The organism is Pseudomonas yangonensis (assembly GCF_009932725.1).
Taxonomy (GTDB): Bacteria; Pseudomonadota; Gammaproteobacteria; order Pseudomonadales; family Pseudomonadaceae; genus Aquipseudomonas; species Aquipseudomonas yangonensis.
In genome coordinates this window covers 107800-131846 of sequence record NZ_BLJU01000027.1, presented here as the reverse complement: position 1 = coordinate 131846, position 24047 = coordinate 107800, and the positions used below count along the sequence as shown (strand labels likewise).

19 protein-coding genes are annotated in these 24047 nt (G+C 63.5%); 16 read left to right on the top strand and 3 right to left on the bottom strand.

Going from position 1 to position 24047, the window contains the following annotated elements:
- The first annotated feature begins 20 nt into the window (after positions 1-20).
- The 4 genes from GYB81_RS22540 to GYB81_RS22525 all read left to right on the top strand — a co-directional run bounded on the left by GYB81_RS22540 (position 21) and on the right by GYB81_RS22525 (position 1652).
- On the top strand, positions 21-338 hold the full coding sequence (locus tag GYB81_RS22540) for a hypothetical protein (RefSeq protein WP_161866880.1): 318 nt from the start codon (positions 21-23) through the stop codon (positions 336-338).
- Between the two features lie 61 nt (positions 339-399).
- A complete protein-coding gene (locus GYB81_RS22535; RefSeq protein WP_233787654.1) occupies positions 400-804 on the top strand; it encodes a hypothetical protein in 405 nt (134 codons plus the stop codon).
- Between the two features lie 333 nt (positions 805-1137).
- Positions 1138-1467: a four-helix bundle copper-binding protein gene (locus tag GYB81_RS24805; RefSeq protein ID WP_161866879.1), complete on the top strand. Its 330-nt coding sequence runs from the start codon at positions 1138-1140 to the stop codon at positions 1465-1467.
- Between the two features lie 2 nt (positions 1468-1469).
- Positions 1470-1652: a hypothetical protein gene (locus tag GYB81_RS22525; protein ID WP_161866878.1), complete on the top strand. Its 183-nt coding sequence runs from the start codon at positions 1470-1472 to the stop codon at positions 1650-1652.
- Positions 1653-1664: 12 nt separating this feature from the next.
- Here the strand turns inward: GYB81_RS22525 and katE are convergent, their stop codons facing one another.
- Entirely contained in the window at positions 1665-3803 is a 2139-nt protein-coding gene (katE, locus tag GYB81_RS22520) for a catalase HPII (RefSeq protein WP_161866877.1), read from the bottom strand.
- Between the two features lie 276 nt (positions 3804-4079).
- On the opposite strand from katE, the gene GYB81_RS22515 reads away from it, so the two are divergent.
- On the top strand, positions 4080-4604 hold the full coding sequence (locus GYB81_RS22515) for a DUF4142 domain-containing protein (RefSeq protein ID WP_161866876.1): 525 nt from the start codon (positions 4080-4082) through the stop codon (positions 4602-4604).
- 45 nt (positions 4605-4649) lie between these two features.
- Here the strand turns inward: GYB81_RS22515 and GYB81_RS22510 are convergent, their stop codons facing one another.
- A complete protein-coding gene (locus tag GYB81_RS22510; protein WP_161866875.1) occupies positions 4650-5132 on the bottom strand; it encodes a CinA family protein in 483 nt (160 codons plus the stop codon).
- 229 nt (positions 5133-5361) lie between these two features.
- On the opposite strand from GYB81_RS22510, the gene glgA reads away from it, so the two are divergent.
- The 11 genes from glgA (at position 5362) to GYB81_RS22455 (ending at position 21438) form a co-directional block, all read left to right on the top strand.
- A complete protein-coding gene (gene glgA, locus GYB81_RS22505) occupies positions 5362-6897 on the top strand; it encodes a glycogen synthase GlgA (protein WP_161866874.1) in 1536 nt (511 codons plus the stop codon).
- Entirely contained in the window at positions 6897-8651 is a 1755-nt protein-coding gene (gene treZ / locus GYB81_RS22500) for a malto-oligosyltrehalose trehalohydrolase (RefSeq protein ID WP_178101870.1), read from the top strand. The genes glgA and treZ overlap by 1 nt, the downstream gene beginning before the upstream one ends.
- Complete coding sequence (gene malQ / locus GYB81_RS22495) at positions 8648-10702, top strand: 4-alpha-glucanotransferase (protein WP_161866873.1); 2055 nt, start codon at positions 8648-8650, stop codon at positions 10700-10702. Before treZ ends, malQ begins: the two co-directional genes overlap by 4 nt.
- Complete coding sequence (locus tag GYB81_RS22490) at positions 10695-13460, top strand: malto-oligosyltrehalose synthase (protein WP_161866872.1); 2766 nt, start codon at positions 10695-10697, stop codon at positions 13458-13460. Before malQ ends, GYB81_RS22490 begins: the two co-directional genes overlap by 8 nt.
- Complete coding sequence (locus GYB81_RS22485; protein WP_161866871.1) at positions 13457-13720, top strand: DUF2934 domain-containing protein; 264 nt, start codon at positions 13457-13459, stop codon at positions 13718-13720. The genes GYB81_RS22490 and GYB81_RS22485 overlap by 4 nt, the downstream gene beginning before the upstream one ends.
- Before the next feature lie 10 nt (positions 13721-13730).
- The gene (gene glgX / locus GYB81_RS22480; protein ID WP_161866870.1) at positions 13731-15851 is read left to right on the top strand and encodes a glycogen debranching protein GlgX; all 2121 of its coding nucleotides are present in this window, start codon (positions 13731-13733) and stop codon (positions 15849-15851) included.
- Positions 15852-16804: 953 nt separating this feature from the next.
- Entirely contained in the window at positions 16805-18073 is a 1269-nt protein-coding gene (locus GYB81_RS22475) for a zinc-dependent alcohol dehydrogenase (RefSeq protein WP_161866869.1), read from the top strand.
- 16 nt (positions 18074-18089) lie between these two features.
- The gene (locus GYB81_RS22470; protein WP_161866868.1) at positions 18090-18878 is read left to right on the top strand and encodes an endonuclease/exonuclease/phosphatase family protein; all 789 of its coding nucleotides are present in this window, start codon (positions 18090-18092) and stop codon (positions 18876-18878) included.
- The gene (gene clsB / locus GYB81_RS22465) at positions 18875-20077 is read left to right on the top strand and encodes a cardiolipin synthase ClsB (RefSeq protein ID WP_161866867.1); all 1203 of its coding nucleotides are present in this window, start codon (positions 18875-18877) and stop codon (positions 20075-20077) included. The genes GYB81_RS22470 and clsB overlap by 4 nt, the downstream gene beginning before the upstream one ends.
- Complete coding sequence (locus tag GYB81_RS22460) at positions 20074-21048, top strand: lysylphosphatidylglycerol synthase domain-containing protein (protein WP_161866866.1); 975 nt, start codon at positions 20074-20076, stop codon at positions 21046-21048. The genes clsB and GYB81_RS22460 overlap by 4 nt, the downstream gene beginning before the upstream one ends.
- Before the next feature lie 168 nt (positions 21049-21216).
- The gene (locus GYB81_RS22455) at positions 21217-21438 is read left to right on the top strand and encodes a hypothetical protein (protein WP_161866865.1); all 222 of its coding nucleotides are present in this window, start codon (positions 21217-21219) and stop codon (positions 21436-21438) included.
- A gap of 59 nt (positions 21439-21497) precedes the next feature.
- Here GYB81_RS22455 and GYB81_RS22450 read toward each other — a convergent pair whose 3' ends face one another.
- Positions 21498-23963, bottom strand: coding sequence for a glycogen/starch/alpha-glucan phosphorylase (locus GYB81_RS22450; RefSeq protein WP_161866864.1), 2466 nt, complete (start codon positions 23961-23963; stop codon positions 21498-21500).
- Between the last annotated feature and the right edge of the window lie 84 nt (positions 23964-24047).

Below are 24047 nucleotides of genomic sequence, written 5' to 3'. Positions count from 1 at the left end.
GTGCCACTAAGGAGATACTCATGAAACACGACTTGGAAAGCATTAGATCGGCGTTATCCAATTATGAAGTTGATATGACGCCAAGGCCGGACGGCAGCATCGTGCTTACCGTCGCACATAATGAACGACAGCTCGTTCGCGTTCTCGATGGGACCTGCCCCACCCAGGAGGTGATCCGGCTGATTCATCTCGATATGACGCTGGAGGAAGATGGCGAATCGATAACCGAAGCGGTCAAGCATTGTAACGCCATGCAATTGCCAACCTACTCGCGCGAGCCGATTTTCCGCACGCGCACCTCCCGTTTGTGGGCCATGAGAAAGCTCACGAAAGATTGAGGATACGCACGTGCCCAGATGCAAGGATTCAGCAACGACTCGGAACACGCCCGAAGATCTGATGGGACGAATCAGAAGGCACATGCCCTATCGGCATCAGCTGATGTATGAATGGCCCTATATCGCAGGCTCCACCTGCCTGGTAGTCCTGCTGGTCTGGCAACCCTTACAGCCGTCTGGGCTGGCAGGGATGTCGTCCCAGCCACAGCCCGGCGCCCATGCCGCACCGCGCTCGCTGCAGGAGATTGATTCGAACTGCTATCAGGTGCGTAGCGAAATGCTCAGCGGTCCGAGTTGCGAGAGCTGCGATAACAATTCGGTGAGTGCCATGCCTGATCCGGCCTTTCAGTTCACCCGCTCGATTCTCACCTGCATGAACGCTCGTGGCGAGACTCTGGATGACCGCAGCGGCGATAGACCCCAAAACATGATGATCGAAGTGATCAGAACCAATCACTCCTTCTAGTCGCCTGGCGACCCTCGGCTGGTATTTCCAGCCTTCATCCTGCCCCCTTATAGCTTCACGTATCCAATTGTTTGAGCGAAATGGTCGCAGTGGTTGTCGACATGCATAGGCTCGATCTGCAATTGGCATGTCATGACTGCTCAGTGATTTACGCCTTCGTTACAGCGGCGCTGTTAATTGCTCTGCTGAATTCATAGGCAAGGATCAGATAAGCGCGTTATTTCTTCCCAAGAAAGAGAAGGTTATGTCGCATGCTGAGGAGCGTAAGTTGAAGTCGCGTTTTTATTGGCGCGACCCAATATTTGTGCAGTATTTATACGGGTGGGTAACAATATGACAGAGCAGTACAATTATTTGGACCACATTACTGCCTACAGCAGCTGCGCCAATGCATGTGAGCAATGTGCATCGGCCTGTCTTAACGAAGGGGACGCCGGTCATTATCGCTGCATCGAGTTATGTCGTGATTGCGCCGACCTGTGCCGCCTGACAGCAACACTGATGCTGCGCAACAGCCCCTATGCGTCGGTGGCCAGCCAGTTGTGCCGGGTGGCCTGCCTGGCCTGCGCGGAGGAATGCCCTCGGCACGCCAGTCAGCACTGCCAGGAGTGTGCGCGAACCTGCCAGGTATGCGCAGAAGATCCCTTGCTGGAGGCAGATTGATCATGAACAGGCAAAAGCCGGACGCACCCAATAAAGCGCCAGTGGCGCGTTCCAGCGAAGCGCTACTGGACGACCCAGGTAACGAAGACCCGGGCTCGCAGCTCGATGCACCGGTACCGCTGTACCCATCGACCAAGGCCCGGCGCGAAAAGAGTACCCGGCAGCACGCTCCGAAAGCGCGCTAGCCGGGCGTCGGCTCAAGCAGGGATACTCTTGGCGCGCATCTCCCGCGCCCAGATCCGATGTTGCTTGAGCGCCGTCTCGAAGCGCATGTACAGCGGATCGAAACTATCGCCGCAAAGCATGCCGTCATCCTCGTCCAGGCCCAGCATCGCCGCCAGCTGAGCGGAATCCCCGCTGAGCGCGATGGGCTTGAGGTGCTTGTAGGCCTCCAGCAGGTAATGCTTGGCGACGCCATCGTCCTGCAGGGTCTTGAGCACGTATTCGCCACCCGGCACGAACACCGCATCGACGGTGATCGACGGTTCCGAAGCGAAGCTGCCATCAGGCTGCATGGGCTGACCGTCGGAGTCCTTCAAGGCCGCAGCCGAAGGCCCCAGCAGCTTGGCCACGGCGCCGGCCCCTTCGAGCATCTTCTTCAGGCTGGCGACTTCGTCGGCCTTGCAGCCGGGCGTCAGCAGAACTGCGACGCGACGTCCGCGAATATCGCCAGGCAGCAGGTTCATCTGGCTGAGCGCCGGCGAAACCTGCGGCTTGCCTTCCAACGTCGGCGTCGAGGTACTGTCCAGATCGATGCCCAGGTTCTGCGCGACGCGCAACGCCAGCAGCGGGTCGATGTGGGCGAGGATTTCCTTCACCTGGCGCTCGCGGATGTACAGGCGCTCGACTTTCGACAGTTCGAAGCTGTAGGCGTCGACGATGTGCTGTTGTTCGGCCTCGCTCATGCTGCGCCAGAACAGCGTGGCCTGGGAGAAGTGGTCGGCAAAGCTCGGCGAGCGCACGCGGATCTTGGTGCCGTGAACCGGCTCGGGATAGGAGCTGTAACCGCCCCCGCTTGGCGCAGGAGGCGTCTCGCGCGGCCAGTTGCCGTCGATCGAGTTCGGCTCGTAGGACGCACGACCCCGATTGATCTGCTGGCGGTGCGGTGCGTCGCGCTGGTTGTTGTGGAATGGACACAGCGGCCGGTTGATCGGGATTTCGTTGAAGTTGGGGCCGCCAAGACGCAGCAGCTGGGTGTCGGTATAGGAGAACAGACGGCCCTGCAGCAGTGGGTCGTTACTGAAGTCGATGCCCGGCACCACATGGCCAACGTGAAACGCCGCCTGCTCGGTTTCGGCGAAGAAGTTATCCGGGTTGCGATTGAGCACCATGCGCCCGACCACGCGCACCGGCACCAGCTCTTCGGGTACCAGCTTGGTCGGATCGAGCAGATCGAAGCCGAAGCTTTGCGCGTCCTCCTCGTTCATCACCTGCAGGCCCAGTTCCCATTCCGGATAGAGGCCGCGTTCGATGTCTTCCCACAGGCCGCGGCGGTGAAAATCCGGGTCCTTGCCGGCGAGTTTCTGCGCCTCGTCCCACACCAGCGAGCAGACGCCGGCCTTGGGCCGCCAGTGAAACTTCACCAGTTTGCTCTGGCCTTCGGCGTTGACCAGACGAAAGCTGTGCACGCCAAAACCCTGCATCGAGCGATAGGCGATGGGAATGGCGCGGTCGGACATGGTCCAGAGCACCATGTGCGCGGACTCCGGCGTCAGCGAGACGAAATCCCAGAAGGTGTCGTGGGCCGATGCGCCGGTGGGAATCTCGTTGTGAGGCTCGGGTTTGACCGCGTGAACGAAGTCCGGAAACTTGATCGCGTCCTGGATGAAGAACACCGGCATGTTGTTGCCCACCAGGTCGAAGTTGCCTTCATCGGTATAGAACTTCACGGCAAAGCCGCGTACGTCACGCACCGTATCGGCCGAACCCCGCGGCCCCTGCACGGTGGAAAAGCGCACGAACACCGGCGTGCGCTTGCCGGCTTCGCTGAGGAAGTCGGCGCACGTCAGATCGGTTGCCGGATCGGTGACTTCGAAGTAGCCATGGGCTGCCGATCCGCGCGCATGCACCACGCGTTCGGGAATGCGTTCATGATCGAAGTGGGTGATCTTCTCGCGCATGATGAAATCTTCCATCAGCGTCGGTCCACGTTCACCCGCGCGCAGGCTGTTCTGGTTATCGGCGATACGCGTGCCGGTATTGGTGGTCAGCGCCTCTCCGGTGGCGTCCTCGCGGAATCGCTCGAGTTGCTCGAGCTTGGTGTTGCTATTGCTTCTGTCGAGCGTATCGCTGCCGGCCATCTGGCTGGGTCCGGCGGTTTTCGGTTGCTTGCTCATCGGCTACTCCCGGCTGTTGGAGGCACGCATAGGACCGCGCGCTTGGTTGTCGGTGGCCATGCCAGGCATGGCGGCCACGCAGGCGACGACACGTCGCCACGGGTAATTTTTGAGGCAAGCGGTGGCTGTTCCGTTCGACTTGAATTTTCTTATGCAGGCAGTGGCTTTCGACCGTTTCGCTTGTGGTGAGGCGGTTTCGCTGAAGCAAATTTGTCCTGAACTTCGTCGGCGCCAGGCCCTTCTACCCCTGTGAACACCCACCCTGGAGGATCGAACATGCACCTATTGAAACCAATGGCCCTGTTGGCCGCTGCCGCCTTCGCCGTTTGCACCATCACCAGCCTGCAGGCTGCCAATCAGGCTGAGTCGATCAGCAGCGAAGAGTTCGTCGAGGAGGCTTCGGCGAAGGGCGTCGCCGAGATCGAAACGGCCAAGCTGGCTTTGGAAAAATCGCAGAACGAAACGGTCAAGGGCTTCGCTCAGATGATGATCGACGATCACCGTCAGGCGAATCAAAAACTGGCCGATCTGGCCAAGAGCAAGGATATGGAAGTATCTGACGACGCCGAACTGCTCAACCAGGCCAAGGCCATGGTGTTGAAAATGCGCGGTGAGGCGAGTTTCGACAAGGCTTACATGAACAACCAGGTGGTCGCCCACCGCGAAACCATCGAGCTGTTTCGTCGTGGCGTGAATGCCGACGACGAGGAAATCGCCGCCTTCGCGCGCGAAACCCTGCCCAAGCTTGAGCAGCATCTGCAGCGTGCCGAGCAGATCAACGGTCAGTTGCCGGAAGAGTGATCGCTCACCTGCCGGGCCGCTTATGCGGTCCGGCAGGGTTGGCGATCAGACCTGGCGCAGGCGTTCGTAGTAGTAGGACAGTTGCATCAAGGCATAGCGCGCCGCCTCTTCGCGCACTTCATTGCGAGAACCGCTGAACTGCACCGTTTCACTGACAATGCCCTGGTGCTGGTCGAGACGGATTGCACAGGCAATGCACTGCACGCCATCCATATCCCCTTCCGCTTCCGCCAGCCCGGTGTTGGCCAGCACGATATCGGCATCGCTGCGCTGCAGGGCGCCGAGCGCCATTTCCCGCGCGACCTCTTCGCTGGTAAGGCCAAAGCGCTCGATCGTCTCCGGGTTGACGCCAAGGCAGCGTTGCTTGGCCTGCGGCGAATAGGTCACGAATGCGCAGTCGAGCACCTGGCCGCTGCCGGGAACGTCCGCCACCAGTGAACTGATCAGGCCGGCCGTGCAGGACTCGGCGGTCGCCAGGCGCAGTTTGTATTTGCTCAGAAAATTAACCACCTGCTCGATGCTGTGCATCTGCAGTTCTCCTCGACGCTAACCGTGAGCTCTGTGGAAGCGTCAGCCGTGCGTTAAGTTCAATGTTTCACGTTGCGCTTGCCTGTTAAAAAAAGGTCGAACCTTTGTCGCAGTCGCCCCGTCAGGAAAAGGGTACGGGGGAGATTTCCGATCATGTTCATCGCGCTCCTCCAAAGGCCCTCGCCAAGCAGGCGAGTCGTCCTCAGGTTCACCCCAATTGGAGAGAGACATGGCAAGTGCTGCAGCCTCCGCACATATTCCGTCCACACCCACGTTCTGCGCCGCCGCCAAGCCTCCCCTGCAGATGCACAGCGAGCATCCCGAGCGCAAGCGCGTGCTGTTCGTCACCTCGGAGTTCGCCGACCTGATCAAGTGCGGCGGGCTGGGCGACGTCTCGGCCGCGCTGCCTCGCGCGCTGTCGCCACAACACGACATGCGCCTGCTGATTCCCGGCTATCGCAAGGTCGTGGAGAGCGGTCGACCGATCCGCATCGTAGGGCAATTGCCAGGCGTGGCCGCCCTGCCGCCCTGCCAGATCGGGCGCATGGATCTGGCCGATGGGTTGATCGTCTACGTACTGCTCAACAGCGCCTTGTACGAGCGCGACGGTTCGCCCTACGTCGATGCACAGGGACGCGACTGGGCCGACAACCACATTCGTTTCGCCCGCCTCGGCCTGGCCGCCGCGGAAATCGCCACCGGCGATGCCGGCATCCAGTGGCGTCCGGATCTGGTACACGCCAACGACTGGCCCGCGGCGCTGGCTCCGGCCTACATGGCCTGGCGCCAGGCCAGCGCGCCGGCGGTGCTGACGATTCACAACCTGGCCTATCAGGGGCTGTGCGACATGCGCTGCGCCAGTGAGCTGGCAATACCCGAGTCTGCCTGCGGCGTCGACGGCCTGGAGTTCTATGGCCAGCTGTCGTTCCTCAAGGCCGGTATCGCCTACGCCCAGCACGTGACCACAGTGAGCCGCCGCTACGCCCGGGAAATCACCACGCCGGAACAGGGCTGCGGCCTGGACGGCCTGCTGCGGGCCAAGGTACTGGCCAATCAGCTCAGCGGCATCGCCAACGGTATCGACGAAAGCTGGCAGCCCGAAAGTGACCCGCACCTGCAGCAGGGTTTCAGTGCAGGTGACTGGGCCGGCAAACAGGCCAATACCGAGTACGTTCAGCGCTGGCTGAATCTCGACGCCGACGGCCCCCTGTTCGCAGTGGTGTCGCGCCTGGTGCAGCAGAAAGGTATAGATCTGACCCTGGAAGTGGCCGAGCACATCGTTGCCCGCGGCGGGCGCATCGGCGTGATCGGCCAGGGCGAGCCGGCGCTGGAAGCCGCCATGGCGGAGCTCGGCCGGCGTCACCCTGGTCGCATCGGGGTGCATATCGGATTCAACGAGAGCGATGCGCGGCGTCTGTATGCCGGCAGCGATTTCCTGCTCATGCCTTCGCGCTTCGAGCCCTGCGGCCTCAGCCAGATGTACGCCCAGCGTTATGCCTCGCTGCCCATCGCGCGTTGCACCGGCGGTCTGGCCGACACCATCGAGGACGGCGTCAACGGCTTTCTCTTCGATGCCCCGCACGCCGATGCTTACCGCGAAGCCATCGACCGCGCGCTGCAGGTCTTCGAGCACCCCGAACTGCTGGAGGCCATGCGCTGCCAGGCGATGCGTTCACCGCTCTACTGGCGGCAGTCGGTGCAGCCGTATGACCGGCTGTTCCAGAGCCTGCTGAGCCAGGTCAGCGCCCGTCGGGCCCTGCGTTGATGTACAGCCATGGAGCCCGGCCACTGGCCGATGGACGCGTGCGCTTCGCCCTTTGGGCGCCCAGCAGCAGCCAAGTGGATGTGGAACTGCAGGACGGTGGGTTGCAACCGATGCAGGCGCAGGAAGACGGCTGGTTCGTGGCACTGCTGGAGTGCCCGGCCGATACCCGCTATCGCTACCGTATCGACGGTCAGTGGTCGGTTCCGGATCCGGCCTCGCGCCGACAGGTCGAGGACGTGCATGGTTTCAGCCAGGTGGTCGACCATTCGGCCTACCTCTGGCATCACCCTGAGTGGAACGGTCGCCCCTGGCACGAGACAGTGCTGTACGAACTACACGTGGGCCTGTCCGGAGGTTTCCAACAGGTCATCGAGCATCTGCCGCACCTGGCCGATCTGGGCGTCACCGCCTTGCAGCTGATGCCTCTCAATGCCTTCTCCGGGGCGCGCAACTGGGGCTACGATGGTGTGCTGCCTTTCGCCCCGGCCAACCCCTACGGCACGCCCGAAGAACTCAAGCAGCTGATCGACAGCGCCCATTCCCATGGCCTGATGGTGTTCGTCGACGTGGTCTACAACCACTTCGGCCCCGACGGCAATTATCTGGGCGTTTACGCGCGGCAGTTCTTCCACGAGGAGCGCATCACGCCCTGGGGCGCGGCCATTGATTTCAGCCGACCGCAGGTGCGCGACTTCTTCTGCGAAAACGCCCTGATGTGGTTGCTGGATTATCGCGTCGACGGCCTGCGCCTGGATGCCGTGCACGCCATCGACGATGACGACTTTCTCAAGGAGCTGGCAGCGCGCGTGCGCTCGGCAGTGCCGCAACAACGCCAGGTTCACCTGGTGCTGGAGAACGAGCACAACGCCGCGCATCTGTTGCGCGATGGCTTCGATGCGCAGTGGAACGACGACGGCCACAACACCCTGCATGCGCTGCTCACCTTCGAGAACGAAAGCTACTACGCCGATTACGCCCAGGCGCCGACGCGCAAGCTGGCCACCTGCCTGGAGCAGGGCTTCGTCTATCAGGGCCAGGCCAATCGTCACGGCCAGCCACGCGGCGAGCCCAGTGCCGATCTGCCACCGCATGCTTTCGTGCTGTTTCTCCAGAACCACGACCAGGTGGGCAACCGCGCCTTTGGCGAACGCCTGACGCTGCTCGCCGACAGCGACGCGCTCAAGGCCGCGACGGTGCTGATGCTGCTGTGCCCGATGGTGCCGCTGCTGTTCATGGGAGAGGAATGGGGCAGCAAGCGACCGTTCCTGTTCTTCACCGATTACCACGATGAATTGGCCAATGCCGTGCGCGAAGGGCGGCGCAACGAGTTCGCCGACTTCTCCCAGTTCAATTCCGCGCACAGCCGCGAGGCCATCGCAGATCCCAATGCCGAGGCCAGCTTTCAGCGTTCGCAGCCGGACCTGGCACCGGCGCTGGAGCCCGAGCAACGTGAGTGGCTGGCCTTCTATCGCGGCCTTCTGCAGGTGCGCCACAGCCGCTTGCTGCCGGGCTTGCGGGAAGCGCGCAGCCTCGGCGCACAGGTACTGGGCGACGGCGCCGTGCTGGCGCGCTGGCGGCTGGGCAACGGGCCAGCGCTGAACATCGCCATCAATCTGGGCAGCAGCGCCGTGTCCCTGCCTGCAGATGCCATGCACGGCGAGCGCCTGTACACGCTGCGAATCGACGATGCCGACCTACGCCAGGCGCAACTGCCGCCGCGCAGCGTCCTGGTCACCCTGGAGCCCGCCCGATGAGCGATCAACTACTGGCCGAACTGGCTCAGGCTGCGGAGATCAGCGTCGACTGGATCGATGCCTATGGCCAGCCGCAACGCGTCACTCCGGAGGCGCAACGCAACCTGCTGGAAGCGCTGGGCTACCCCGCGCAAAGCCCCGAACAGCTGCGTGAAAGCCTGACCTCGTTGGTGCACCGCCAGCATGTGCCGGAAGATTCCAACCTGCTCCTGCAGGACCAGGGCCAGCCACTGGCCCTCGCCTTATACCCGGCCGAGAGCCCCTACCGGCTGACCGACGAGCAAGGCAACGTCAGCGAGGGGCGACTCGATCAGGATGGTCGCCTGCCGGGCCAGCAGCAGCCTGGTTACTACCAGCTGGAAATTCGCGACACTCGGCACGCGCTTGCGGTGGCCCCCCAGGCCTGCATGTCGGTGCAGGAGCTGTGCGGCAAACCACGCATCTGGGGGCTGACCGCCCAGCTCTATGGCCTGCGCCGCGCTGGCGACGGCGGGCTGGGCGATACCCTGGCGGTGGCCGACCTGGCCAAGCATGCAGCCAATCACGGTGCCGATGCCATTGGCCTGAGCCCGGTGCACGCGCAATTCAGCGCCGATCTGCACAGTTACGGCCCCTACTCGCCGTCCAGCCGCCTGTTCTTCAATACGCTGTACGCCGCCCCGGTCACCCTGCTGGGTGAGGAGCGCGTCAGACGCGCCATACAGGCCGCCGGGGTGCACCGCGAAATGACGCGCCTGGAGTCACTGGAGCTGATCGACTGGCCCGCCGCGGCTGCCACCCGTCAGCGTCTGTTGCGCCAGTTGTACGCGGACTTCTGCCAGAACCCCGGGCAGCTGCAAACGCGTTTCGACGCATTTCGCGCAGCTGGCGGCGAAGCTCTCGAGCAACATTGCTGCTTCGAGGCCATCCATGCGCAGCGCCTGCGCGATGGCGCCAGCGGCGACTGGCGTACCTGGCCCGATACCCTGCGCAACCCGGTTCAGGGCGCGGTGACCCGTTTCGCCCTCGAGCATGCCGATGAGCTGGGCTTTCATGCCTTTTGCCAATGGTTGATCGCCCACGGCCTGGAAACGGCCCAGGCCAGTGCCAGCGGCGCCGGTATGGGCATCGGCCTGATCGCCGATCTGGCGGTGGGCGCCGACTGCGCCGGCAGCCAGGCCTGGTCGCGCCAGGACGAACTGCTGCCGCGAGTCACGGTCGGTGCCCCGCCAGACGTGCTCAATCGCCAGGGGCAGAACTGGGGCGTCGCCGCTTTCTCGCCGCAGGGCCTGCGTCAGCACGGCTTTCGCGCCTTTATCGAAATGCTCCAAGCCAACCTGGCACACGCCGGCGGTATCCGCATCGATCATGTGATGGGGTTGCAGCGACTGTGGGTGATCCCCCAGGGCGCGGAGTCGCAACACGGCGCCTACCTGCGCTACCCGCTAGACGACCTGCTGCGCCTGCTGTCTCTGGAGTCGCACCGCCATCAGGCACTGGTGATCGGCGAAGACCTCGGCACCGTGCCCGAGGGGCTGCGCGACAAGCTCGCCGCACGCAACATACTCGGTACCCGAGTGCTGCTGTTCGAGCAGGACGACCTCGGCTTCTTCCCGGCCGAGCGCTGGCCCGACGATGCCCTGGCGACCACCACCACCCACGACCTGCCGACGATCAAGGGCTGGCTCGCCGGCCGCGATCTGGAGTGGCGGGTGCGCGCCGGCCAACGTGACGCCGAACTGCTTGAGGGCGACCACGCCGAGCGTGCCGGTGAGCGCGTGGCGCTGCGCCAGCTGCTGGAACGTCAAGGCATGGTGGCCGGCGGTGATGACGATGCCTGTCTGCAAGCCTGCATAGAACATGTCGGTCGTACCCCCGCGCCACTGGCGCTGCTGCCGCTGGAGGACGCCTGCGGCCTGGAGCAGCAACCCAACCTGCCCGGACCTGGCGATATCCACCCGAACTGGCGCCGCCGCTATCCGCTGGCGGCTAGCGAACTGCTTGAACAAACCGCCACCAGTGCGCGCCTGGCCACCCTAGATGACGTACGCCGGGAGGCTGGCAATGATTGAATTGCGCGCGACGTTGCGCCTGCAGCTACACCAGAATTTCACCCTGCACGACGCTGCAGCTCAGGTGCCCTATCTGGCACAGCTGGGCATCAGCCACCTGTACGCCTCGCCGATTCTCACCGCCCGTCCCGGCTCGCAACACGGCTATGACGTGATCGATCCGACCCGGATCAACCCCGAACTGGGCGGTGAAGAGGCACTGGTGCAGCTGGTTAACACCCTGCGCGCCCATGACATGGGGCTGATCCTGGATATCGTGCCCAATCACATGGCCGTTGGTGGCGACGGCAACCCCTGGTGGCTGGACGTGCTGGAATGGGGGCAAGGCAGCCCCTATGCGGCCTTCTTCGATATTCAGTGGCAATCCCACGATCCCTTGCTCAGCGGCCAGCTGCTGGTGCCCTTCCTGCGCAGCGACTACGGCTCGGCGCTGCGCGACGGCACCCTGGAGCTGCACTTCGATGCGCAGCGCGGGCGCTTTCATGCGCAGCACTTCGAGCATCGTCTGCCGCTGACCCCTTCCAGCTACGCTAGCATCCTGCGCAGCAGTGACGACGCCGCGCTGCGCGAACTGGGCCAGCGCTTCGCCCGTCTGGGCAACGATGACGCCAGCCGGGCACAGGCCGAGCAACTGTGCGCAGAACTGGCCGCTCAGGCGCACAAGGTGCCTTCCCTGCTGGCCGGCTTTCAGGGCAGTGACGAAGCGGCGCAGAAGCGCCTGCACGCGCTGCTCGAGCGTCAGCATTACCGCGTGGCCAGCTGGCGTACCGCCGCGGATGACATCAACTGGCGGCGCTTTTTCGATATCAACGAGCTTGGCGCGCTGCGCGCCGAGAATCGGCAGGTGTTCGAACAGACCCACGCCAAGGTCTTCGAACTGATCGAGCGCGGCCTGATAGACGGCCTGCGCATCGACCATATCGACGGGCTGGCCAATCCGCGAGCCTATTGCAGCCGTTTGCGTCGTCGTGTCCGGCAACTGCGCGGTGACGCGCCCTTCCCCATTTTCGTGGAGAAGATCCTCGGCGCAGGCGAACACCTGCCGCAGGAATGGCCGGTGGACGGCAGCACCGGCTACGAGTTCATGAATCAGGTTTCTCTGTTGCAGCACGACCCGCACGGCGAGCTGCCGCTCAGCGAACTGTGGCAAGCGCTCAGTGGCCGTCCGACGGCGTTCGAGGAGGAAATTCAGCAGGCACGCCGCCTGGTGCTGGAAGGCTCGTTGGCCGGTGATCTGGAAGAAGTTGCCCAGCGCCTGCTGCACGTCGCCCGCCATGACATCGATACGCGCGACCTGACCCTGGGCGCGATCCGCCGCGCGCTGCGCGAGCTGATCGTGCATTTTCCGGTGTACCGCACCTATGCCCAGGCCTGTGGCCGCTCACAGCAGGATCGGCGCTTCTTCCAGCAGGCGCTGGACGGCGCACGGCAGACCCTGGCCGAAGCCGACTGGCCCTTGCTGCCGCATCTCGACGACTGGCTTGGCGGTGCCGTCCTGCGCGCGCTGCCGCCCGGCCGTGCGCGCCGTCTGCGGGCCCAGGCGCTGACGCGCTTCCAGCAGCTGACCTCGCCGGCCGCGGCCAAGGCAGTGGAAGATACCGCGCTGTATCGCGCCGGCATACTGCTGTCACGTTATGACGTCGGCTTCGATGCCGAGCATTTCAGTGCCAGCATCGAGCACTTTCATCAGGCCTGCGCCGAGCGTGCGGTCCACCACCCGCTGAACCTGCTGGCCACCGCCACCCATGACCACAAGCGCGGCGAAGACTGCCGCGCGCGCCTGGCGGTGCTCAGTGAACGTGCCGCCTGGTACGCCGAGCGTGTCCGGGAATGGCAGCGCCTCGCTCAACCGTTGCGCAGCGGCCATGTGCAGCAGGCGCCGGACGGCGGCGAAGAAGCGATTCTCTATCAGGCGCTGATCGGCAGCTGGCCGCTGGGGCTGCAGGCTGACGACGCCGCAGGCCTGGACGCTTACCTGCAGCGCCTGCTCGAATGGCAGCGCAAGGCGCTGCGCGAGGCCAAGCTCAATAGCGCCTGGAGCGCCCCGAATGACGAGCACGAAAATGCCTGCGCGGACTTTCTCAAGCGCCTGCTGGTCGAGCCCGAGGGCATGGCGCTGCGTCGCGAACTGGTCAGCACGGTAACCTCCATCGCGCCGGCCGGAGCCCTGAACGGCCTTGCGCAATGCCTGCTGCGCATGACCACTCCCGGCGTGCCCGATCTCTATCAGGGCTGTGAATTCTGGGATTTCAGCCTGGTCGACCCGGACAATCGCCGTCCGGTGGACTTTCCCGCACGACTGGCAGCCCTGCAGGCCGAAGATGCGCCGGCAACTCAACTGGCCAATTGGCAGGACGGACGCATCAAGCAGTGGCTGATCCGACGCACCCTGGCGCTGCGCGCCGAGCGTCCGCAGCTGTTCAGCCAGGGCAGCTATCTTCCGCTGAGCGTCAGGGGTGAGCACGCCGCTCAGGTACTCGCGTTCCTGCGCAGCCAGGGTGACGAACACCTGTTGGTCATCGTGCCGCGGCTGGCCGCCGGTCTTCTCGGTGAGCACGATGTGCCGCACGTGCCGCCACAACGCTGGGGCAATACCACCGTCGTGCTGCCCGAAGAGCTGCATGCCCGACAGGCCGTGGACCTGCTCGGTGACTGCCATGTCGCCACGGATCAGGGCATAGCGCTTGCCGCGGCACTGGCCAAATTTCCGCTCAACCTGCTTCGCATCACCCCTGTTACCAAAGGAGCCACGCCATGAGCATCGATGAACAGCGTATCCGCGAATTTGCCTTCCAGATCTGGGAGTCCGAAGGCCGCCCCCAAGGCCAACACGAACGGCACTGGAAGATGGCCAGCAAGCTGGCCGAAGCCGAGGCGCAAGCGCAAGCCCAAACCCAGGCCGCACCCAAGCCGCGGCGTATCAGCAAACCGAAGACGGTGCCGCTGAGCGAAGTCGAACAGCCGGCATTGCTGAAGAAACCCCGTGCCCCCCGCACGCCCAAAACGCCGAAAGCCTGAGGTCGCCACCATGCGCAAGCAACAGCGCTCCCGCGTTACCGAAGGCCGGCCGTTTCCGCTGGGCGCCACCTGGGACGGGCTTGGCGTCAACTTCGCCCTGTTCTCGGCGCATGCCACGCGCGTCGAGCTGTGCCTGTTCGACGAACAGGGCAAAACCGAAATCGAACGCATCGAACTGCCGGAATACACCGACGAGATCTGGCATGGCTATCTGCCCGATGCACGTCCCGGGCAGGTCTACGGCTACCGCGTGTATGGCCCCTACGAGCCGGAAGCCGGGCACCGTTTCAACCCCAACAAGCTGTTGATCGACCCCTATGCCAAGCAACTGGTCGGCAAACTGCAGTGGTCGGAAGCGCTGTTCGGCTACACCATAGGCGACCCGGATGGCGACCTCAGTTTCGACGAGCGCGACAGCGCATCCTTCGTGCCCAAGTGCAAGGTGATCGACCCCGCCTTCACCTGGGGCGAGCAACCGCCGCCGCGCATCCCCTGGGACAGCACGGTGATCTACGAGGCACATCTGCGCGGCCTGAGCATGCGCCATCCGGCGGTGCCCGACGCACACCGCGGCACCTGCGCGGCGCTGACCAACCCGCAGGTGCTGCGCTACCTGCGTGAGCTGGGTATTTCCAGTCTGGAACTTCTACCGGTGCATGCGTTCGTCAATGACCAGCATCTGCTGGAAAAGGGCATGAACAATTACTGGGGCTATAACAGCATCGGTTTTTTCGCGCCCCACCCCGCCTATCTGGCCAGCGGCAAGATCAGCGAATTCAAGGAGATGGTCGCCCACCTGCATGCGGCGGGTCTGGAGCTGATCCTCGACGTGGTCTACAACCACACCGCCGAGGGTAATGAACGCGGCCCGACCCTGTGCATGCGCGGCATCGACAACGCCAGCTACTACCGCCTGATGCCCGACGAGCGCCGCTACTACATCAACGATACCGGCACCGGCAACACCCTGGACCTCAGCCACCCCTGTGTGCTGCAGATGGTTACCGACTCGCTGCGCTACTGGGCCACCGAGATGCGCGTGGATGGCTTTCGTTTCGACCTGGCGACCATCCTCGGCCGCTACGCCGACGGTTTCGACGAGCGCCACAGCTTTCTCGTCGCCTGTCGCCAGGACCCGGTGCTGAGCAAGGTCAAGCTGATCGCCGAGCCCTGGGATTGCGGCCCCGGCGGCTATCAGGTCGGTGGTTTCCCGCCGGGCTGGGCGGAATGGAACGACAAGTTTCGCGACAACGTGCGCGCCTTCTGGAAGGGCGACGAAGGCGAGCTGGCTGCACTGGCCAGTCGCCTCACCGCCTCCGGCGATCTTTACAACCAGCGTGGCCGGCGGCCGTTCGCCTCGGTCAACTTCATCACCGCCCACGACGGCTTCACCCTGCGCGACGTGGTGTCCTACGACCACAAGCACAACGAGGCCAACGACGAGAACAACCAGGACGGCACCGACCACAACATCTCCTGGAACCACGGCTGCGAGGGCGAGACCGATGATCCGGACATTCGCCAGCTGCGCCTGCAGCAGATGCGCAACCTGCTGGCCACCCTGCTGTTCGCCCAGGGCACCCCGATGCTGCTGGCCGGCGACGAGTTTGGCCGCACCCAGCACGGCAACAACAACGCCTACTGCCAGGACAACGAGCTGAGCTGGGTCGACTGGGCGATCAATGAGGAAGGTCAGGCGCTGACCGCGTTCTGCCAACGCCTGATCGCCCTGCGCCGCAGCTACCCGATCCTGCGTCGCGGGCGCTTTCTGGTCGGTCATTACAACGAGGAACTGGGGGTCAAGGACGTCACCTGGCTGGCCCCCGGCGGCGAGGAAATGACCGAGGCGCACTGGCACGACGGCGAGGCGCGCTGCATGGGCATGCTGCTCGACGGCCGCGCCCAGCCAACCGGCATCAAGCGCAGCGGCGCCGACGCCACCCTGTTGCTGCTGCTCAATGCCTATCACGACGGCCGCAGTTTCCAACTGCCGGAAGTGGCCGGCGGCAAGCACTGGATCTGCCTGCTCGACACCCATCGTCCCGACGAGGCCGGTGAACAGCGTCCGCTGTACAGCGAAACCCTGGAACTGGCCGGCCGCTCTCTGCAACTGCTGGAATTGCAGCGCTGAAACCGCAGCCATGGATGGCAGGCAGGAAAACGCTCTTTCGCGTTCTCGCGGGGAGGATACGCTTGTACCGGACTGACAATGACGTGTTAGCTGCCGATGACTTGGCACTCTTCGTTAGCGAGATCGTCTGATCTGATGGGTTTCGCCCCTTACGGGCGACTCACTTTCTTTGCTTGTGCAAAGAAAGTAAGCAAAGAAACACACCCCCTGCATACGAGCTAGGCGCCCCCGCCCTGCTGCGCCGGGGTTCCCTCGCTCCATCACCGTTCCAGGGGCACGCTGTGAAGGGCCATCCCTGGCCCATCACAGCTCTCGCGACATCCATGTCGCTCAACCTCTTCCACGGCGATTCCACTCGGCCTCCTGAAGGGGGCCAGTTCGCGGGCTTGCGAGATCTCCACAAGATCAAAGTCGGTAGCGTTTGGCTTTTGTTCTTGAAGCGCGATCTCACAGACGGCGCCCAAGTCCCCGTCAGGAGGCCGAGTGGAGGTGTTGCGTAGGGGATGAGCCGCATGGATGCGGCGAAAGGCTTAAAGGGCCATGGACGGCCCTTGTAAGCCGGCCCCCGGAGCAGCGCCGGAACGAGGGAAGTTTCGCGTAGCGAAACCCGGATGTCGGGGTGCCCTTCTCTTTGGTTACTTTCTCTTGGGCAAGCAAGAGAAAGTGACTCGCCCGTAGGGGCGAAACCATCAGGACAGGCGGCGCGCTAACGGATAGTGCCCAGTCATCGGCAGCTAACACTTACATTGCCAGTCCGATCTCAACCCGCACTTCCCCCAAGCTATACGAAGAACCGAAAAAAAGCCTGAACCCTGCTTTTGTCCGTCGACTCGAAAAACAAAGACGTCGGGTAAACCGTGGCGCCGTTCTTTCTGGCGCGCACGGGCGTGCCCTATGGCAGCTGCCTTGCGACAGCGATACGCACGGCATCTGACCGACAACGGGAGACAATCATGAAAGCAGTGGTATTCCACGATATAGGCGATATTCGCCTGGACGACGTACCCGAGCCTGAGGTGCAGGCCAGTACCGATGCGGTCATCCGTATCACTGCCTCGGCCATCTGCGGTACTGACCTGCATTTCGTGCGCGGCACTGTCGGCGGCATGCGCAAGGGCACCATCCTCGGTCATGAAGCCGTGGGCATCGTCGAGGCGCTGGGCAGTGACGTGCGCAATCTGAACATCGGCGATCGCGTCGTGGTGCCCTCCACCATCGCCTGTGGCAACTGCAGCTATTGCCGCGCCGGCTACTACGCCCAATGCGACGAGGCCAACCCAAACGGCAAACAGGCCGGCACCTCCTTTTACGGCGGCCCGGAAATCACCGGGGCGTTCCACGGCCTGCAGGCCGAGATGGCGCGCATTCCCTTCGCCAATATCGGCCTGGTGAAGCTGCCCAGCGAGATCAGCGACGACCAGGCCATCCTGCTCTCCGATATCTTCCCCACCGGGTACTTCGGTGCCGAACTGGCCGAAGTCGGCAGCGGCGACACCGTGGCAGTGTTCGGCGCCGGCCCGGTCGGCCAGTTCGCCATCGCCAGCGCCAAGCTGCTGGGCGCTGCGCGGGTGTTCGCCATCGATCACCTCGACGACCGTCTGGACATGGCGCGCCGCCAGGGCGCCGAAGTGATCAACTTCGACCGTGAGGACCCGGTGGAAACCCTGCGCCGCCTGACCAACGGTATCGGCGTGGATCGTGCTATCGATGCGGTAGGCGTCGACGCGCAGTGCCCTGCCCACGGTCACTCGCCACGCCAGCCCGAAGGTCATGAATGGCAACCTGGCGACGCCCCCGAGCAGGCCTTGCAATGGGCCGTGGACGCGCTGGCCAAGGCCGGCACGCTGGGCATCATCGGTGTCTATCCGCAACAGGCGCGTGAGTTTCCCATCGGTCAGGCGATGAACAAGAACCTCAGCGTCAATATGGGCAACTGCAACCACCGCCGCTACATCCCCCTGCTGATCGAGATGGTCCAGGCCGGTCGCATCGACCCGGCGAAGATCCTCACCCAGGTCAAACCCATGAGCGATGCCATCGAAGCCTTCAAGGCCTTCGACCGGCGTGACAGCGGCTGGATCAAGGTGCAGTTGCAGCCGGCGAAGAACGACGCCAGCCACGGCAGCGAAGAGCGCGTGCACAGCGGCGCGATTCTTGATCGCGCCATCGCCGAAGCCGACCCGCTTGGCGAATCCCGCTCGAAGAAGCCCGGCAGCTTGTGACTGAGCGGGGCTGAAGATGAACAACACCATTGCCAAACCGGAGGTGATCATCGACCGCGTGACGCCGGTCAAGTGCCTGCGCGTGCTGACGATCAACACGCACAAGGGCTTCACCGCTCTCAACCGACGTTTCATCCTGCCGGAGCTGCGCAGCGCCGTGCAGGCCACAGGGTCCGATCTGGTATTCCTACAGGAGGTGCTCGGCAATCATGCCCTGCACGCCAAGCGCTTCCATGACTGGCCCAGCGTGCCGCAGTACGAATTTCTCGCCGACAGCATGTGGCCGCAGTTCGCCTACGGACGCAATGCCGTTTACCCGGCCGGAGACCACGGCAACGCCCTGCTCTCGCGCTTTCCCATCGTCGAGCACCACAACCTCGACGTGACGGTCAGCGGCACCGAGCAGCGCGGTCTGCTGCATTGTCGCCTGGACGTGCCGGGGCAGAACGCTGTGCACGCGGTATGCGTGCATCTGGGCCTGCGTGAGGCGCATCGCCGTCAGCAGATAGGCTTGCTGCTCGACCTGCTGGCCACTTTCGACCCGGACGCACCGGTGATCGTTGCCGGCGACTTCAACGATTGGCGCCTGCGTGCGGACGAACAGCTGGCACCGCACGGCCTGCGCGAAGCCTTCGAACATCGCCACGGCAAGCCTGCACGCAGTTTCCCGGCGCGCATGCCGCTGCTGCGCCTGGACCGTATCTACACCCGCAACGCCACGGCGCATGAGCCGCAGGTGTTGTCTACCCGGCCCTGGTCGCATCTGTCCGACCACGCGCCACTGGCAGCGGAGATTCATCTGTGAGCGGCATATGGCGAGACGGCAACCAGCTGCGCCTGCTGATCAATGGCGAAGGCTATTACCCGCGCGTGTTCGAATGCATCCGCGCGGCACGCATCGAAGTGTTGCTCGAGACCTTCATCATCCGAGAGGACAAGGTCGGCCTCGAACTGCAGCAAGTGCTGATCGAGGCGGCGCGGCGCGGCGTGCGCGTGGTCATTGCCGTGGACGGCTACGGCACCGCCGACCTGCAGCACGAGTACGTCGCCGCGCTGACCCGCGAAGGGGTGAAGATCCATGTCTTCGATCCCAGCCCAAGGCACCTGGGCATGCGCACCAACCTGTTCCGGCGTCTGCATCGCAAGCTGGTGGTGATCGACGGTGAGCGCGCCTTCGTCGGCGGTATCAACTACTCGGCCGATCATCTCGGCGACTTCGGCGAGATGGCCAAGCAGGACTATGCCGTCGAGGTCATGGGCCCTGTCGTCAGCGATCTGCACGTGGCCATGCTGCGACTGCTGCGTCCTGCCGTCAGCGAACCGAGCCCTGCTCAACCCTCCAGAAAGCCGATGGGCGATGCGCGGGTGATGCTGCTCGAGCGTGACAACGAGCGCCACACCACCGATATCGAGGATGAACACCTGCGTGCGTTCGAATCCGCACGCAAGCGCGTGGTAATCGCCAACGCCTATTTCTTTCCCGGTTACCGCGTGCTGCGCGCCTTGCGCAACGCGGCGCAACGCGGCGTGGAGGTAACGCTGATCCTTCAGGGGCAGCCGGACATGCGCTGGGTTCAGGCCTTCTCTCGCCTGCTCTACAACTACCTGCTGCGCCACAACGTGGTGGTCTACGAATACTGCCAGCGCCCGCTGCACGGCAAGGTGGCGCTGGTGGACGACGACTGGTCCACGGTGGGCTCGAGCAATCTCGACCCACTGAGCCTGGCGCTGAACCTGGAAGCCAACCTGGTGATCCGTGACCGGCCGTTCAACCAGTACCTTTACGAGCACCTGACCCAGCTTTCGGCCGCGCACTGCAAACGCATCGAGCTCGAACGCGTGATACGCGGCTACTGGTGGCGCGCGCCGATTGTGTTCCTGTGCTTTCACTTTCTGCGCCGCTTCCCGGCTATCGCCGGCTGGCTGCCAGCGCACCGCAAAAGACTGAAACCGCTGGAGCCTGCCGAAAAGGTCAGCGGCTACGAAGAGGAAAAAACCGGATGAACAGTGCTCAGAACAACCCCTGGATGCGCTGGGGCAAACGCGCACTGACCCTGTTCTTCCTCCTGGCGGTGCCGGCATTGCTGTACATGCTGATACGCAATCTGGACTGGGGCGAAGTACGCCAGTCGCTCAGTGATTACAGTGCACAGACTCTGCTGGTTGGAGTGCTGATCGCCTTCGCCAGTTATGTGGTGTTCAGCGGCTATGACCTACTCGGCCGCCGGTACAGCCGGCATCAGTTGCCGGCGCGTCAGGTCATGCCGGTGGCGATGGTCTGTTACGCCTTCAACCTCAACTTCACCACCTGGATCGGCGGCGTAGCCATGCGCTACCGGCTGTACATGCGTCTGGGCCTGAGCGCCTCGACGGTGACGCGCATTCTCAGCCTCAGCCTGCTGACCAACTGGACTGGTTATATGGCGTTGGCCGGAGTGATCTTCTCCCTGCGCCTGGTGCAGCTACCCGACAACTGGGGGCTGGGCGTCACCGGCCTGCAATTGCTGGGATTCGCTCTGCTGGGGGTGGTAAGCGCCTACATCGGCATCTGCGCCTTTGCCCGGCAACGCGTGTGGCACCTGCGCGAACGTGCGATCACCCTGCCCTCGTTGAAGATGGCGCTGCTGCAGCTGTGCCTGGGTGCCAGCAACTGGGCGCTGATGGCGGCTTTGATCTTCTGGCTGCTGCCGGACGGCGCCTCCTACCCTTCCGTGCTCGGCGTGCTGCTGATCAGTTGCATGGCGGCAGTGGTGGCGCACATTCCTGCCGGACTTGGCGTGCTTGAAGCAGTGTTTCTCGCCCTGCTGCAACACCAGTACAGCCAGGCCAGCCTGATCGCCGCCCTGCTCGCCTATCGCGTGCTCTATTACCTGCTGCCGCTGCTGGTGGCCAGCGTCACCTATCTGGTGCTGGAGAAACGCGCGAAAACCCTGCGCAAGCGCGGTGAGCAAACGGCCGAAACCCAGCCCGGTTAGCGCCAGTAAAGCCCGTACCGACGCAGCCTGTGCCTTCGCCACCCGGTCAAGGCGCGAGGCTGGTGCGCATAAGCAGGCCCGGGGAAGCACCATCTGGCGGATAGCGGGAACTTGCGAGCGTGAAGGTCTGGTCTATCACACATTACTCAGCAAAACCGGAGGCATACCATGGCCAAGCCACTGCATCTGATCAGCTACATCCTGCATAACCAGCCACACAGCGTCGAAGTCGAGTCGGACCGCGAGCAGCTCACGCCAGACCAGGCGCGCCACTACCTCAGTGCCCTGCACACCTTCGAGTGGCCCAATGAGTTCACCGACGTGCAGGTCACGCGCATCCTGCACCCGAAGAAAAGCGGCACGACACCCGCGCACCGCGTGCAGCGCTGAGTACCCGTTCAACCTCTGCTGCGCATCTTGAGCAGCAGAGGTTGAACCGGCTGCAGGCCTCAGTCCCCTTCACGAGGCGGCAGCGGCACCTGCCAGATGTCCCGGGCGTATTCGGCGATGGTGCGATCAGAGGAGAACCAGCCCATGCGCGCGGTATTGAGCACAGCCGAACGCCACCAATGCTCGGGCCGCTGCCAGCGTTGATCGACATGGCGCTGCGCCTTCCAGTACGCATCGAAGTCGGCGCAGACCATGAAGCGGTCTTCGTACAGCAACGAATCGACCAACCCCACGTAACGCGACGGATCGTCCGGCGAGAATACGCCGGCCCGGATGGCGCCGAGCGCGGCCTCCAGCCGCTCGGAATCGGCGACCACGTCGCCCATGTCAAGGCCCAGGCGCTGACGGGCAGCCACCTGCTGGGCAGTCATGCCGAAGATGAACATATGCTCATCGCCGACCTGCTCGCTCATTTCCACGTTGGCACCGTCCAGGGTACCGATGGTCAGCGCGCCGTTGAGGGCGAACTTCATGTTGCTAGTGCCCGAGGCTTCCAGTCCTGCAGTGGAAATCTGCTCGGACAGGTCGGCCGCGGGAATGATGGATTCGGCCAGGCTGACGTTGTAATTGGGAATGAACACCACCTTGAGCAATCCACGTACGGTGGGATCGTCATTGATGGTGCGGCTGATGTCATTGGCCAGTTTGATGATCAGCTTGGCCTGGCGATAACTGGCCGCTGCCTTGCCGGCGAAGATCTTCACCCGCGGCGCCCAGTCGGTGGTCGGATCGTTGCGGATGGCCTGGTACAAGGCCACGGTATGCAGCAGGTTGAGGAGCTGACGTTTGTATTCGTGAATGCGTTTGACGTGCACATCGAAGATGGCGGTGGTGTCGAGATTGATCCCCAGCAGTTGCCGCACCCGCTCGGCCAAGGCTTCCTTGCTGCGCTGGCGGCATAGCGCGTACTCATCGCGAAAGTCCTGACGCTCGGCGTAAGGCTCCAGCTCCCTGAGGTGCTCCTCGGGGCGCTGCAGCACGGGCTCGCCCAAGGCGTCCACCAGCAAATGAGTAAGCCCCGGATTGACCTGAAACAGCCAGCGGCGGAAGGTCACGCCATTGGTCTTGTTGTTCACCCGATCGGGGTACAGCCGGTGCAAGTCGCGAAACACCGTATCGCGCATCAGCCGGGTATGCAGCGCGGAAACCCCGTTGATGCTGTGCGCACCGAGAAACGCCAGGTTGCCCATACGTACGCGACGGCCATGATCCTCCTCGATCAACGACACAGCACGCAGCAGACGGAAGTCGTGAATGTCTTTCGCGCGCAACGCGTCGATATGTTCGGCATTGATCAGATAGATGATTTGCAGATGCCGCGGCAGCAGACGCTCCATCAGCGCCACCGGCCAGGACTCCAGTGCTTCCGGCAGCAGGGTGTGGTTGGTATAGGCGGTGGTCGCCACCGTCAGCTGCCAGGCTTGTGCCCAGGGCATGCGATGTTCATCCACCAGCAGGCGCATCAGTTCGACCACGGCGATGGCCGGATGGGTATCGTTGAGCTGGATCGCCACGTGTTGCGGCAGCCTTTGCAGGTCCTGGTGCAGGCGCAAATGGCGCTCGAGCAGATCCTGCAGCGAGGCGGAGACCAGAAAGTACTCCTGGCGCAGGCGCAGCTCCTGGCCGGCCTCGGTATCGTCGGCCGGATAGAGCACGCGCGAGATACTCTCAGCGCGGACCTCTCCGGCTACGGCGCCGAAATGATCGCCAGCGTTGAAGCGGTCCAGCTGCAGGTCCTCTTCGGCGCGCGCACGCCACAGCCGCAAGGTATTGACCGACGCGCCGCGCCACCCCACCACCGGCGTATCGTAAGCAATGGCGCGCACCGTCTCCTGCGGCTGCCACTGCAGCCGTGTGGTACCGGAGCCATCGTCCAGAGTCGTCACTCCACCACCGAAACCGATGCGATAGGCCACCTCCGGACGTTCGAATTCCCAAGGGTTGCCGAAGTCGAGCCAGGTTTCGGTCTGTTCGGCCTGCCAGCCATCGATTATGGCCTGGCGGAACAGGCCATGTTCATAGCGGATGCCGTAACCATGAGCGGCCAGGCGCAGGGTCGCCATGCTCTCCATGAAGCAGGCGGCGAGACGGCCGAGCCCGCCGTTGCCCAGCGCCGCATCCGGTTCCACAACGCGGATGCGCTCGAGTTCGACACCGAGTTCGGCCATGGCCTGGCGGGCCGTGTCGAGCAGACCGAGATTGCTCAGGTTATCCACCAACAGCCGGCCGATCAGGAATTCCAGAGACAGGTAATAGATACGCTTGGCGCCCTGGCGCTCGACCTGAGCGGAGGATTCTTCCCAGCGGTCGATCATGTGGTCGCGGGTGGCCAGAGCCAATGCCTCGAACCAGTCATGGTCGAAGGCGGTACTTGGGTCCTTGCCCACTGCGTAGCGCAGCTTGGCCAGAATGGCCGCCTTGAACTGTGTTACGGCACTTTCGGTCTCGCCGTGCGATTCGCTCATATCGATCCCCTTACGCGCGCGTCGCGTTGATTACAGCCGAAGCGATGGGTTCGGCTTTTCTTTGTGGCCTTCGCAGCGTCCATG